The organism is Lentibacillus persicus, assembly GCF_900112705.1.
GTDB classification, from domain to species: Bacteria; Bacillota; Bacilli; order Bacillales; family Amphibacillaceae; genus Lentibacillus; species Lentibacillus persicus.
The window spans coordinates 277,222-290,981 of record NZ_FOMR01000001.1 but is presented as its reverse complement, the minus strand read 5'-3'; the positions used below and the strand labels follow the sequence as shown (position 1 = coordinate 290,981).

The 13,760-nt window shown below is 40.6% G+C and carries 14 protein-coding genes and 1 pseudogene; 1 reads left to right on the top strand and 14 read right to left on the bottom strand.

Features of this window, described 5'->3' with window-relative positions; translation table 11 throughout:
• Positions 1-6: 6 nt before the first annotated feature.
• From BMZ22_RS17220 to BMZ22_RS01465, 12 genes and pseudogenes are all read right to left on the bottom strand, one after another.
• On the bottom strand, positions 7-213 hold the full coding sequence (locus tag BMZ22_RS17220) for an NAD(P)-binding protein (protein WP_245745120.1): 207 nt from the start codon (positions 211-213) through the stop codon (positions 7-9).
• A gap of 70 nt (positions 214-283) precedes the next feature.
• A complete protein-coding gene (locus BMZ22_RS17335; protein WP_281242060.1) occupies positions 284-595 on the bottom strand; it encodes an alpha/beta hydrolase fold domain-containing protein in 312 nt (103 codons plus the stop codon).
• Positions 480-971 carry an alpha/beta hydrolase gene (locus tag BMZ22_RS01505; protein WP_342709737.1) on the bottom strand — a complete coding sequence of 164 codons (492 nt, stop codon included), beginning with the start codon at positions 969-971 and terminating at the stop codon, positions 480-482. Before BMZ22_RS01505 ends, BMZ22_RS17335 begins: the two co-directional genes overlap by 116 nt.
• A complete protein-coding gene (locus tag BMZ22_RS17215) occupies positions 968-1,180 on the bottom strand; it encodes a hypothetical protein (RefSeq protein WP_245745119.1) in 213 nt (70 codons plus the stop codon). Before BMZ22_RS17215 ends, BMZ22_RS01505 begins: the two co-directional genes overlap by 4 nt.
• 98 nt (positions 1,181-1,278) lie before the next feature.
• Positions 1,279-2,331 (bottom strand): alcohol dehydrogenase catalytic domain-containing protein, encoded by a 1,053-nt coding sequence (locus tag BMZ22_RS01500; protein WP_090080325.1) that lies wholly within the window; start codon positions 2,329-2,331, stop codon positions 1,279-1,281.
• A 49-nt stretch (positions 2,332-2,380) separates the two neighbouring features.
• A complete protein-coding gene (locus tag BMZ22_RS01495) occupies positions 2,381-2,803 on the bottom strand; it encodes a Zn-ribbon domain-containing OB-fold protein (RefSeq protein ID WP_090080323.1) in 423 nt (140 codons plus the stop codon).
• Positions 2,804-2,805: 2 nt separating this feature from the next.
• Positions 2,806-3,972, bottom strand: a complete 1,167-nt coding sequence (locus BMZ22_RS01490) for a thiolase C-terminal domain-containing protein (protein ID WP_143069947.1) — start codon at positions 3,970-3,972, stop codon at positions 2,806-2,808.
• A 68-nt stretch (positions 3,973-4,040) separates the two neighbouring features.
• On the bottom strand, positions 4,041-5,372 hold the full coding sequence (locus BMZ22_RS01485; RefSeq protein ID WP_090080319.1) for an MFS transporter: 1,332 nt from the start codon (positions 5,370-5,372) through the stop codon (positions 4,041-4,043).
• Between the two features lie 26 nt (positions 5,373-5,398).
• Complete coding sequence (locus BMZ22_RS01480; protein ID WP_090080317.1) at positions 5,399-6,979, bottom strand: ATP-dependent acyl-CoA ligase; 1,581 nt, start codon at positions 6,977-6,979, stop codon at positions 5,399-5,401.
• Positions 6,980-7,011: 32 nt separating this feature from the next.
• Entirely contained in the window at positions 7,012-7,488 is a 477-nt protein-coding gene (locus BMZ22_RS17420) for an AMP-binding enzyme (RefSeq protein WP_342709734.1), read from the bottom strand.
• A gap of 24 nt (positions 7,489-7,512) precedes the next feature.
• Positions 7,513-8,598, bottom strand: a pseudogene (locus BMZ22_RS17205) (AMP-binding protein); the annotation flags it as partial.
• A gap of 92 nt (positions 8,599-8,690) precedes the next feature.
• Positions 8,691-10,184 carry an aldehyde dehydrogenase family protein gene (locus tag BMZ22_RS01465; RefSeq protein WP_090080305.1) on the bottom strand — a complete coding sequence of 498 codons (1,494 nt, stop codon included), beginning with the start codon at positions 10,182-10,184 and terminating at the stop codon, positions 8,691-8,693.
• 182 nt (positions 10,185-10,366) lie between these two features.
• On the opposite strand from BMZ22_RS01465, the gene BMZ22_RS01460 reads away from it, so the two are divergent.
• A complete protein-coding gene (locus BMZ22_RS01460) occupies positions 10,367-10,969 on the top strand; it encodes a TetR/AcrR family transcriptional regulator (protein WP_090080304.1) in 603 nt (200 codons plus the stop codon).
• A 432-nt stretch (positions 10,970-11,401) separates the two neighbouring features.
• Here BMZ22_RS01460 and BMZ22_RS01455 read toward each other — a convergent pair whose 3' ends face one another.
• Entirely contained in the window at positions 11,402-12,538 is a 1,137-nt protein-coding gene (locus BMZ22_RS01455; protein WP_090080303.1) for a CaiB/BaiF CoA transferase family protein, read from the bottom strand.
• Between the two features lie 38 nt (positions 12,539-12,576).
• Positions 12,577-13,728: a thiolase family protein gene (locus tag BMZ22_RS01450; RefSeq protein ID WP_090080302.1), complete on the bottom strand. Its 1,152-nt coding sequence runs from the start codon at positions 13,726-13,728 to the stop codon at positions 12,577-12,579.
• Positions 13,729-13,760: the final 32 nt, after the last annotated feature.

Genomic DNA, 13,760 nt, shown 5'->3' with positions numbered 1-13,760 from the left:
CGGTTTTTATGCCAGACCCCCCCCTACACCCGAAGATGCTTCAAAGACTCGCGTACTAAAACCGGCTTCCCGTAACCGATAAAGCATGTACAATCCCGAAAAACCTGCTCCTACAACAACTGCGTCTAATTTAATAACTGCACTTTTTTGATTTATCATATTTGAATATTCCTCCCATGGATGAATATTGTTGTAATTTATTGATTCTTTCAAACATATAGAGAAGCTGTTTGAAACAATCATTCTATTAAACGCTTGTCTGGAATAAAGCTAAATTTAGTAATCAAACGTTTTTAATCCTTTGTTCGGATTCAGTCAGAAACTGATCAATTTTAGAAATAGTATCTTTAATCCTATCTGAAAAGACAGCCATATTTGTAAAATAGCCATGAACTAATCCCTCTTCACAAATCGCTTCAACCGCGGTAACCGCATCCTTTAAACGTTTTGCGTAAGCTAAACCCTCATCCCTTAAAACATCACATTCCGCTGTGATGACGATAGCTTGAGGCAGATTGCTTAAGTCTTCGGCTAATAAAGGTGCTACATATATATTTTTTTTGATCCGATTTGTCTCTAATATAATGGTTACCAAACCAAATCATTAGATCTTTATCTAATCCAAAACCTTGTTGAAATTCTTCATATGATGCAGTATCATAGCTTAAGTCAGCTACTGGATAGATAAGCACCTGTCTGGAAACTTGTGGTCCATTTTGATCACGTGCCATCATAGAGACCACAGTTGCAAGATTTCCTCCGGCGCTATCTCCGCCTACAATTATTTTGAAAGCGTTGCCATTTAAAGGCGCAGCATTTTCATATATCCATTCTAAAGCCGCATAGGCATCGTGCAATGGAGTTGGAAACTTATATTCAGGAGAAAGTCGATAATCTACTGAAACAACTATAGTGCCTGTTCGATTTGCGATCATTCTGCAGCTTGCATCAGATGTTTCAATATCTCCTATAACCCAGCCGCCGCCATGATAGTATAAAAAAGTGGAAAAGGCCCTTCGCCTTTTGGGGTATAAATCCTAATTTTAACCTTTTCATTTTTACCAACAGCAATTAAACGGTCCTCAACACTTACAAGGGGGGCCAGCTCCACCTCCAAAGGAGGAGTTTCGGTAAACATTTCTCTTACAGCTTTAGGATCCATAGTTTGAATAGCCGGCATTTGGTTAAAAATTTCTAAATACCTTCTTGCTTATTGTGATAAATTAGACAATAATCTCTTGTTTCATTTTTGCTGTCCCTCACGAATTCACCTTGAATTTACCACTGATTAACAACACTTAAGCCCGGCGTTCTAAATTCTTCCATATCCGAAATAATATCTGCAACTTCTTCTATATGCACTTTTCTCGAAATCATTTTCTCAGGTTGTAATACGCCGCTTTCAATCATATTCAACATTGCTTGAAATCTTGAAACTGGCATATTGGATGATCCAACAAACTTTATTTCCTTAACAACGATTAAATCTACTGGTATTTCAACTTTCCCCTGCTCATCAGCGGATGTAAGGCCTAATTGCAGATGTCTTCCTCTTTTGCGAAGGCTGTTAACAGAGTTTTGACAAGTAGCGGCTATTCCAAGGGCATCTACTGAAACATGAGCACCTCCATTTGTGATTTCAGCTATTTTCTGAACGGCATCCTCTTCACTACCATTAATCGTAAATTCTGCTCCATACTCTTTTGCCATATTCAGTGGTGCATCATTAATATCAACAGCAATAACTCTGGCACCAATGGCACTGGCAACATGTGAAACACATAAACCAAGACCACCATTTCCATGGACTGCAACCCACTCGCCTGGTTTTACCTTGGCCTGGTCAACTAAACCATGAAACGCTGTCATAAAGCGACACCCAAGTGCAGCTCCAGCTTCAAAGGAAATTGAGTCCGGTAAAATAACAACATTTCGATCTGCATCCGGAACCTGAACATATTCACCATAGCCACCCCAATAGGAAACACCGGCAACACTGCCATGATCACAAATATTGGAATGACCTGTCATACAATACTCACATGAACCTTCTCCGTGTGCATGGGGAACAACCACTCGATCCCCTTTATTAAATTTGGTGACATTGCTTCCCACTTGTTCTACTATGCCAGAGAACTCATGTCCCAATACATGCGGCAGCTGCAGATTCATTCCAACCCAATCCAGGTCACCTTTCATAAAGTGATAATCACTTCGGCATATCCCGTTTGCTTTGATTCGGATAATTACCCCATCATCTGTCAAAGTTGGCTCCGGTACGTCCTTTACTTCCATCTTTTTGTCCAACTCTGTTAATACTAATGCTTTCATAGATATACCTCCTAATAATTTTTAAATATATTATTTTAATAGACACAATTCAATTGCGTTTATTATCGACTGGTACAAATTTAGGAACTGTAATCTTTTCTGACCAATCCTCAAAAGTTACTTTGACTTCCTGGCCTACCTTCACATCTTCAGGCTGACACCCGATGATATTACTCATCATGGTGGGCCCTTCACTTAACTCAATAATAGCAACTGTATAGGGAGCTTCTTTTGCATAGGCTTTTGATATAGCCCGATGGACAATAGTATACGTTTTCACCTTACCTTTACCTAACGCTTTTATCCAATCAAGATCCTTACTCATGCAAACTGTACACATCATGCGCGGATAGAATTGATAGTGGCCACATTGATGACACCATTGGATGAGAAGTTCATGGTCTTTGCACCCTTGCCAGTATCTTTCTGTTTCAATTGTTGGCCCCGGGAAATTTTTACCTTCATGTTTCATTGCTATACCTCCCTGCCAAGAATTAGTGTCGTATGGCTGGACATGACACCACCTTGACCATGCACAAGAGCAACTTCTGCACCTGGGACTTGTCTTTTTCCTGCACTGTGCGTTAATTGCATAACAGCCTCTGTTAGTGAAAACATTGACCCAGGATTTCCTGGGTGACAGTGCGAGAGCAGCCCTCCATGTGTGTTAATCGGGAGAGATCCCCCAAGCTCAAGCGCTCCACTTTCGACAAATGCCCCACCCTCACCTTTTTCACAAAAACCTAAATCCTCTAATTCAATTAAAACTGTGGGTGTGAAACAATCATACAGTTCTGCAAAATCCATATCATCAGGTCTAAGTCCGGCCATTTCATAAGCACGTCTTCCAGAGTCTGCAGCCGCTGAGGCCGTTAAACTTTTTGCCTGGCTAATATGTTCGTGATGGTGCCCCTCTCCTACACCGAGTAAATAGATTGGTTGTTTTGAATAGTTCTTCGCTTTTTCAGCAGAGGTTAATATAACTGCTGAACCTCCATCTGATATTTGTGAACAATCATATAGATGGAGCGGATCGGCTATCATTCGGGAATTCACTACATCTTCTACTGTTATTAAATCACGCATTTGTGCAGCAGGATTTAAATTTGCATGTTTTCTAGCAGCAACAGATATATGAGCAAGTTGTTCTGATGTTGTGCCAAACTCAGCCATGTGGGCCCTTGCAATTAATGCATATAATGAAGGAACTGATGGACCATAAGGTGCTTCAAATTGTGAATGACCAGTGGAAGCCTGTGCATTCATTGCCTGCTCTTTACTGAGTCCACTTCGAAGGCTGTCCCCCATTGTAATCAGCACCGTGTCACAGACACCTGTAACAATCGCCGACGCAGCATGATGTATAAGTGAAAAGGTTGTTCCGCCACTCGTTCCAACACTTATACAATATTTAGGATCTATTTGAAGGTACTCTGCAATGAATTCAGAGTGGTATAAGTGTTGTTCAGAAAACGAATCACAAGTAATTAATCCATTTACTTCATCTTTGGAGACCCCCGCATCCTCCATTGCTTTTAGTGCTGCATCCACCGTAAGTTGTGTAGCTGACATATGTGGCACAACCCCAACTTCTGAATCAGCTGCCCCAACAATTGCAACTTTTCCTCTTAAAGATTCCAAATAACTCCCTTCTTTCTCCCAAAAAATAAAGATAGTATGAATTCAATGATTATCACTTAAATTCTCAGTTAACTGACAGTCCGAATCTTTTTATTTAATGCCAATTCACTATATTTGTCTTGCACAAAAGATATAGCTACTGCGCCTAATAGACCCGGAATTGCAAACATAATAAAATTCATATAAATTGGTATATTGGATGCTAATAGTAAACCACCCATCGATGGACCGACGATGGCACCGAAACGCCCTATCCCCAGTGCCCAACCAACACCTGTTGACTTGGCATGAACCGGATAAAACCGAGAAGCGTATGCGTTATTTACCGCCTGTCCACCTGTTGTACAGGATCCGGCAATTCCGGCTAGCAGATATAACATTATAGCCTCAAACTGTAATCCGAATAAGGTCAAACTAATAGCTCCTAAAATAAACATTCCAATAAGAACCTTTTTGGAACCATTGCAATCAGCTAACAATCCTCCACCAACCTGACCAAACATAGCCCCAAAATTAAGGGCAAGTAAAAACGTTAAACTGGAATTCAATGCATAACCGGCTTCGACCATGAGCTGCGGAAGCCATGTCCCCAGACCATACACCATTAAAAGCAGCATAAAGGTGGATACCCAAAAACCAAGTGTTGATACTGTGCGCTTCTCCTTAAAAAGTTCTGATAAAGGAACACCTTTTTTTGGTAAATCAACTTCAAATACATCTTCATCAGTTAATTGGAGAGAAGGATCTAATTTTTTTAATATGCTGCGAACCTTTTTGTTTTCCTTATTTTTTATGTGAAATGCTAATGAGTCCGGTAAATATTTGATCAGAAACGGGATGATCAGTAGTGGAAATCCACCAGTATAAAACATCCACTGCCATCCTATGTTAGTAATAATGTTTGACCCTATCAAAGCAACCAGAATTCCACCCACAGCAAAACCTGTTGAAGCAACACCAACCAGCATACTGCGAATCGATTTAGGAGCATACTCTGAAGTCAATGACACAATGATCGGCATAACACCGCCCAATGCCAAACCTGCGATAAATCGATAAACAGCAAAATCAACAGGGCCGAGAGCAAAACCGCATAAGACGGTAAAGAAACTGAAAGAAAAAACACAGGAAATGATTGTTTTCTTTCTGCCAACTTTATCCCCCAAAATACCAAAAATCAGATTTCCCAGCAGTCCCCCAACAAGTGTTAAACTTCCAATAAAACCTGCTGTACTGGCAGTAATGGACCACTCATCAATCAAACTGGGCAATACAGCACCATAGACCATGAGATCATAACCATCTGCCAGAAGAATTAAAAACCCGAAAAACACCAAAAGTAAATGGAACGAATTAAACTTACTGTTATCGACCGTATTGTTAACGTTTATTTTACTCACAAACAAACCTCCCCCTTGCTAATTCTTTATCTAGCCACTTTATATCCAGTCTCATCCCGGTCCCACGTATCAGAAGTCACCCCTTGTTTGCGAAGTTTATATTTTTCAATTCGTTGGGAAGGTGTTCTAGGAAATTCCTTAACAAAGCGCACATACCGAGGTACAGCAAAATGTGGCAAACCATCTTGACAGGCGTCAAGCAATTCTTCAGGTGTTAGTTCCATCCCATCACGAACACTTACAACCGCCATAACCTCTTCCTCTGTTAATTCTGAAGGAACACCAATAATTGCTGTATCCTGAACTTTCGGATGTTTGTTGATTGTACGCTCCACTTCATAAGAAGATATATTTTCCCCCCTGCGTCTAACGACATCTTTCTGACGATCCACAAAGTAAAAATAACCATCCTCATCCATCCGTCCACGGTCCCCAGTATGAAACCATAAATTTTTCCAGGATTTAATCGTAGCTTCCGGCATTCCAAAGTATTCCGAAAACATGATAGACGGTTCCTTTGGACGAACAACAATCTCCCCTGCTGTATTTGGTGGACATGTTTCCCCATTTTCATCATGGATTTCAACTTCAAAATTTGGTACAGCCTTGCCACAGGATCCTTTTCTGAAAGTCTCAGCCCGATTAACGGTTGCCAGCCCTACCTCAGTAGACCCATAAGCTTCCGTTATTTTTATATCAAACCTTTCCTGGAATGATTCGTAAATTTGAGGCGGACATGGTGCACCCTGTATTTGCCGTACAGGATTATCCTTATCATCCGGCCGCTCCGGCTGTTTCATTAAAATAGTTAGAAGCGAACCCATATAGTTAAATGTGGTGATTTGTTCTCTTCTGCAAACATCCCAAAACCTTGACGCGGAAAAACGGTTATGCATAACAACATCACTGCCAGCCAGTAAAGCTGCAAGGATCGTTGCATATCTGGCATTCACATGATATAGAGGGAACATTGTAAATAATCGGTCATGAGGGCTATAATCCATAAGATCACAACAAGTTCTCGATAACGTAAAATTGGCACGGTGACTGAGAACTGCCCCCTTGGAAGGACCGGTCGTACCTGAAGTAAAAAGAATCAAGGAACGATCCGAAGGTTCAATTGGAACATTTACCTTATCATCACTGGCGTTATCAATTAATTGCTGAAAAGAATAGGTTAGTATATTCGGTTGTTGTTTGCTCTCCCCCAGAACGATGACATGTTCTAAAAATTCCAGTTCAGCATGAATTTCAGGAATCCGATTAACCCATTCGGCGTCTATGACAATCGCCTTACATTCCGCCTGGTTAAGGACATGAGCCAATAAATCGCCACGAAGTCCTGTATTAACAGGTACTTCCACAACACCGATTCTCGTCAATCCCAACCAGGTTATTAAAAACTCAGGACAATTCGGCAGCATAACAGCACATTTATCCCCTTTTATTAAGTTTAATTTTGTAAATGCGTTAGCTACCTTATTTCCGCCAAAGTGAAATTGATTATATGTGAGATCCTTTTTTTCAAATCTTATAAAACGTTTTTCCTGATATTCTTTGGCACGAAATTCCGCTATTGCTCCAAATGTTTCAATACCGTTATACATTTATAATCTCCCCTACATTTTAAAAATTCATCTCAACGCCGTACTTTATATCCTACTAATTCACGATCCCACGTATCTTCCGTAACCCCTTCCTTACGCAGCTTGTATTTTTCCACTCGTTGTGATGGTGTCCGAGGTAATTCACTGACAAATCTGATAAAACGTGGAACAGCAAAGTGGGCCATGCGTCTTTGGCAAAAATCCAGAAGCTCTTCATATCCAAGATTTTCTCCTGTCTTTAATACGACAATTGCAAATACCTCTTCTTCCGACAGTTCCGATGGAGCGCCTATAACAGCTGATTCATAGACTCGCGAATGATCATTAATAACCCGCTCCACCTCATAAGAGGAAATGTTTTCTCCTCTTCTGCGGATAACATCCTTTTTTCGGTCAACAAAGTACAAATAACCATCCTCGTCCACTTTTCCTGTATCGCCTGTATGGAACCACAAATTTTGCCAGGATTTCACAGTTGCCTCTGGATTTTTGTAATACTCATTAAACATGATCCCCGGAATTTTCGGCCGTACGACTATTTCACCACTTACTCCTGTTGGACATGAATAACCATTATCATCTTGAATGTCACATTCATAAATCGGCACTATCTTTCCACACGCACCCTTTCGAAAGGTTGCTGCAGCATTTGCAGCTACCGTTCCTAATTCCGTAGAGCCATACACCTCTGAAATTTCAATACCAAACCGGTTCTGAAAATCTTGGTATATTTCAGTTGGGGTGGGGGCACCGTATGCTTTTTTAACTGGGTTATCAAGATCATGCGGACTTTCTTTCTGTTTCATTAAAATGGTTAGCATTGATCCCATAAAGTTAAAAGCAGTTATCTGCTCCTTGCGACAAATATCCCAAAACCCGGAAGCCGTGAAGCGGTTATGAATGACAATATCGCATCCTACAAGTAACGCCAACAGAACAGTTGTGTATCAAGCGTTCACGTGAAATAAGGGGAAAACAGTATAAAGTCGGTCCTCTTCCACATAATTCATCAGGTTGCAAGCCGTTTTTGCTACACTGAAATTAGCGCTGTGAGGTAACACAACACCCTTGGACGGACCCGTGGTACCGGACGTAAAAAGTATAACAGCCGGGGTAGACGGTTGAATCTGGACATCAACTGGCTTATTGCTCGCATTTTCCAGCAAGTTTTCAAATGAATGCCAATGGAATTTATTTGAGGTTGTTTGATCCTTTTCTCCAACTACAATGATCTGTTGAAGATAGTGCAAGTCTTTTTCAATATCCATAAGCCGGTCCACCCATTGTGCCGATATGACAATTGCCTTGCACTCCGATTTATTAAGAATATAGGAAAGCAAATCACCTTTGTATGCGGTATTGATCGGCACTTCAATAACACCAAGCTTTGCCAGTCCTAGCCAGGTAACCATAAATTCCGGTCCATTGGGAAGCATAACCGCACATGTATCACTTTTTTCCAGGCCCAGTTGCTGTGAGAAGTTTGCAACTTGATTGCCACCCTCATTGAATTCACGATAGGTTAAATGCGTATTTTCAAATCGGATAAAGCGTTCATCAGATTTTAACTTGGCACGATGTTCAACAATGGTACCAAAAGTATTTAACCCGTTATACATAAGTCCACCACCTGTAAATGACAAAATATAGTAGACTCTTAGAAATGGCGTATATCTAAGAGTCTGGATGCTTTACTTTTACTTTTCATATTTTAATTAAGATCTATCCATACATTCTTAACTTCCGTATAAGAATCAATCGAAGCGGCACCATTTTCTCTTCCTATTCCACTTTGTTTGTATCCGCCGAACGGGGAATTAGGCTCTGTAATGTTGTACGTATTGACCCAGATATTACCCGTGTTCAACGCATTGGCTACTTTATGTGCCTTCTTGAGATTGGTCGTACAAATACCCCCTCCTAAACCATAGTCGGTTTGATTGGCAAGGTTGATCATTTCATCTTCCCCATCAAAAGGTATTGCCGAAACAACAGGACCAAATATTTCCTCTTTGGCAATGGTCATATCATTGTTTACATTTGCCATTACGGTCGGTTTAACAAAATGACCTTTGTCTAATTCTCCTTCTATTGCTTCCCCACCAATAAGCATTTCTGCGCCTTCTTTTTGCCCAATATCCATATAATCCAGAACGCGCTTTTTCTGCTTAGCTGAAATAAGCGGGCCAATGACTGAAGACTCATCAAAACCATTTCCAATCCTATAATTCTTGGAGTATTCCGCTAAGTCGCTAAGAAATCTGTCATAGATTCCTTTTTCAACAAATAATCTTGAACCGGCAAAACACACTTGACCGGAGTTCCAGAAAATAGCATTTGATGCACTTTGCAGAGCAGTTTCATAATCTGCATCCGAAAAAATAACATGTGCGGACTTTCCACCTAATTCAAGCGTTACTTTTTTAATATTTACTGCACTGTTTTGGATGATTTTTCTGCCAACAGCGGTTGAACCGGTAAACGCAATTTTATCAACGTCAGCGTGGGATGCCAGGGCGTCCCCAGCAGTGGCCCCATGACCGGTAACAATGTTCACAACGCCATCCGGAATTCCCGCTTCCTGGATAAGCTCCCCTAAACGCAACAAGCTGATAGGTGTTTCTTCAGATGGCTTGATGACTACCGTGTTTCCTACTGCAAGCGGGGCAGTAATTTTCATCACTGCGTTCATTAATGGTGCATTCCAAGGAACAATCCCTGCACAAACTCCCAGCGGTTCTCTTCTTGTATAATTAAATATCTCTCCTGGAACAGATGAAGTGTGTGTCTCTCCGGTGATTTTTGTTGCCCATCCTGCGTAATATCTGAAATTATCAGCAGCAGCAACCGGAAAATTTAATGTGGTTGATAGTGGCTGACCATAATCAAGTGTATCCAAATGGGCTAATTCCTCACTATGTTCTTCAATCAAGTCAGCAACCTTTAGCATAAGCTTTGCACGTTCATTTGGCTTCATTCTTGCCCATGATCCTTCTTCAAACGCTTTTCGCGCCTGGATAACTGCGAAATTGACATCTTCCTTTTCCGCTTCAGCGGCAGTTGTGATAAGTGTTCCATCGGCAGGGTTTCTAATTTCTGTTGTTCTCCCTGATAACGCATCCACCCACTTACCTCCGATGAACATCTTTAAGGGCTTCGATACAAACTCCTGTGCCGTTGGATTTAAGGCAACTAAAGTTGACATGGAAACTCCTCCTTTTTATATTTGCAAAATATTAAATTGTCGTTAAAATGTTATTATACTGAAATTTTAATCTATATTAAAATCTTGTTCAATAATTAAATCATTTGAAAGTGTTTATTATTAGACAGTTCATCTTCATTTGTTCATTAATTATAAAATTTTTTATAAAAGAGGTTTTTACTATGAAAAGATCCGTTGATAAAAGGGTTTTCAGAACCCAAAAAGCTTTTAAGATGGCACTCCTCACACTTTTGAAAGAAAAAAAATTTGAAGATATCACGATTACTGAAATTGTGAAAGAAGCTGACTATAATCGTGGCACGTTTTATATTCACTTTGAACAAAAAGAAAATTTATTAAATGAAATGATAAATGAAGTGCTTCAGGATATGGGCAATTCTTTTCGAAAGCCTTACAAGAATTTAGAAAAAGAAGTAAGTATTGTTGAACTTTCTACCACCGCACTTTTTGATCATTTTCTTAAGAACAAGGAATTGTACAAGATTATGCTGAGCCCTAACGTGAACATTAACTTCCTCGATAAAATGGTTGAAACATTGAAAACTCACTTCAAAAAGGATATTGATTTTGTCACAGATCATTCGGAACTAGACATGAAACTTTTTTATAACTATCGAGTCTACGGAATAATAGGGCTAATCCTGGAATGGATTAAAAACGACTTTCAGCATTCAAAACAATATATGGCCGAGCAGGTTATCAATATAGCTACCTTTCATACAGAAAAAGTTTATATTAAGTTTAATGATATCCATCATTCTTAACAGGGTCTTGTTTTAACAATCGAAACACATTAAGATCGAATAACAGAAAGGATTCGGAAAACGACAAGCTTGGAGATAGAACAATTGGAAGAGACCACCTCGTTAAATGCTTTAAAAGCTTTAACAGAAAAGAAAATGAAGGAAAACCTGTTGAGAAAGCCATCCCATGCATTCTTTTAGAAGCGGAGTTCAAAGACGGAAAAGTAGCATTGGAAGAGACAAGTGGCAGGAGTTTAAAAATTAACAACCAGTACTTATCGGATGAAGATATGTATTTTTAAAGGAATATTCAACCCCTATAATCAAAGGAATGGTGAGAAAGGTTCGGGTACAGGTCCACTCCATGAATGTGAACCCGCCCTCTCCTTGAATGTAATATATTTCATTCTGCTCAAAGTTCAGCAACTCGAAAAATATATAACGTCATCAAATCTAACTTCTATTTTTCAATTTCTCTAGAATTTCATCGTTGTGCTCTCCCAGCTTTGGAGCATGTGATCGGATAGCACCGGGAGTTTCAGATAGTTTAATAGGAATACCTATTTGTTTACTAATCCCCAGCGTCGGATGATCAATATCTTGAATCATTTCCCTTGCCTGAACTTGTGGATCCTTAACCATTTCTTCCATTGTAAGAACAGGGGCAACACACGCATCTATTCCGGAAAAAAGTTCAAGCCACTCTGCTTGAGACTTTCCAGCAATAATTGTTTGAATTTCATATGAAAGCTGATGTTGTTTATGCACAGGGGCTTCAAGTAATGGAATAAAGTCTTCCCGGCCAATTATCTGACAGAATTTTTTCCAAAATTTTTCTTCCAGCGCACCTACTGACAGATACTTTCCGTCTCTCGTTTCGTAAACACCATAACTGGCTTTTCCTCCACTTAAAGCCAATTCGCCACGTTTTTCTTCATTATTCGTTGCGAAATAGTATGGCAAAATGGTCTGCAGCCAAGATATCACACCATCCATCATCGAAATGTCCACCAATTGGCCTTTGCCGGTTTTCTGCTGTTCAATAATCGCTAATAAAATTCCAACTGTCGCAGGAAGCGCACCACCTCCTATATCAGCAATTTGCGTTGCAGGTGCTATCGGTTTTCGATTCTTTTCTCCCATTAAATGAAGCAATCCCGCATAACTAATGTAGTTAATATCGTGGCCTGGTATGTCAACGTACGGGCCAGTTTGCCCGTACCCCGTAATCGCGCAATAAATGATGGCCGGGTTTACTTTCTTTATTGATTCATAATCTAAACCCAACCTTTCCATCACACCAGGACGAAAAGATTCCACTACCACATCCGCAGTTTTCACAAGCTTTAAGAACTGATTTTTTCCTTCTTGAGATTTTAAATCTAAACAAACACTCTTTTTATTTCTGTTTATTGAATGGAAAAACGCACTATCTTCATCCAACTTTGGCTCATCGGCCCTGGCATAATCCCCATGGTTCGGTTCTTCCACCTTAATAACCTCTGCTCCAAAATCAGCGAGCAGCATGGTGCTGTATGGACCAGGCAATAACCGTGTCAAATCCAATACTCGTATCGAGTGTAACGGCATACAATACGCCTCCCTGTTATTAATCTGCTCAGCAATGGCTAATCCAGTCTTTCGATAATGGTTGCGTTCGCCATCCCATGGCCTTCACACATTGTCTGCAACCCATATCTCCCTCCGGAGCGTTCCAACTCATGCATTAACGTAATCATTAAGCGACCGCCACTGGCGCCCAATGGATGCCCCAATGCAATCGCACCACCATTTGGATTCAATTTTTTTGGGTTTGCTCCGGTTTCTTTTAACCATGCAATTGGAACGGAGGCAAATGCTTCGTTCACTTCGAAAATGTCTATATCATCGATTTCAAGATTTGCTTTCTCCAATACTTTTTCAGTTGCCGGAATCGGACCTGTTAACATCATTGTTGGATCTGAGCCAACTACCGTTCGTGCAGTGATTTTAAACCTGGGTTTTAAGTCTAGTGCCTCTGCTTTCTCGCGGGACATAATCAATAGAGCCGTTGCCCCATCACTAATTTGTGAGGCATTGCCTGGTGTAATATTGCCATCTTCTTTAAAAGCCGGCTTCAGCGTACCCAGTTTTTCAAGACTGGTATTGTTTCTTGGACCCTCATCTTTCTTCACAACGCTGACTGTTCCATCAGGCAGCGTAACCTTCAGTGGCATAATTTCTTTTTCAAACCTGCCTTCATTTTCGGCATTAATGGCTTTTTGATGACTTTCCAGTGAAAATTCATCCATTTCGGTACGGGAAATGTCCCATTTATCGGCAATTAAATCCGCCGATAAGCCCTGATTAATAATGTCATATTTGGAAGTCAGAGCATCCGTTAATTTCGTTCCCTGCATATTGGACATCATTGGCACGCGCGACATACTTTCAATGCCGCCCGCTACAACAACATCCATATCCCCGCTGAGAATAGCCTGCGCTGCAAAGTGTACTGCCTGCTGACTGGAACCGCACTGGCGGTCTAGAGTTGTTCCGGGAACCTCAACTGGATAATCCGCAATAAGTGCCGCTTGCCTGGCAATATCAAATGCCTGTTCAGAAACTTGTGTCACACATCCTAAAATGACATCCTCAATAATCCCGGGTGAAATTCCTGCACGCTTTACAATTTCTTCTAAAGGCTTAGCAGCGAGTTCTTCTGACCGGATGCCGCTTAAAACCCCATTATATTTTCCGACGGGAGTTCTTACCGCTTCAACAATCACCGCTTCACGCATAAAGGTTTCCCTCCATTATTCAAATCCTTTCT

Bases quoted from the DNA above. Each gene is read 5' to 3' on its own strand.
- BMZ22_RS17215 (WP_245745119.1), bottom strand. From the start codon at position 1,180: ATGCCGGCTATTCAAACTATGGATCCTAAAGCTGTAAGAGAAATGTTT.
- BMZ22_RS01500 (WP_090080325.1), bottom strand. From the start codon at position 2,331: ATGAAAGCATTAGTATTAACAGAGTTGGACAAAAAGATGGAAGTAAAG.
- BMZ22_RS01495 (WP_090080323.1), bottom strand. From the start codon at position 2,803: ATGAAACATGAAGGTAAAAATTTCCCGGGGCCAACAATTGAAACAGAA.
- BMZ22_RS01480 (WP_090080317.1), bottom strand. From the start codon at position 6,979: ATGTATAACGGTATTGAAACATTTGGAGCAATAGCGGAATTTCGTGCC.
- BMZ22_RS17420 (WP_342709734.1), bottom strand. From the start codon at position 7,488: ATGTTTAATGAGTATTACAAAAATCCAGAGGCAACTGTGAAATCCTGG.
- BMZ22_RS01465 (WP_090080305.1), bottom strand. From the start codon at position 10,184: ATGTCAACTTTAGTTGCCTTAAATCCAACGGCACAGGAGTTTGTATCG.
- BMZ22_RS01460 (WP_090080304.1), top strand. From the start codon at position 10,367: ATGAAAAGATCCGTTGATAAAAGGGTTTTCAGAACCCAAAAAGCTTTT.
- BMZ22_RS01455 (WP_090080303.1), bottom strand. From the start codon at position 12,538: ATGCCGTTACACTCGATACGAGTATTGGATTTGACACGGTTATTGCCT.
- BMZ22_RS01450 (WP_090080302.1), bottom strand. From the start codon at position 13,728: ATGCGTGAAGCGGTGATTGTTGAAGCGGTAAGAACTCCCGTCGGAAAA.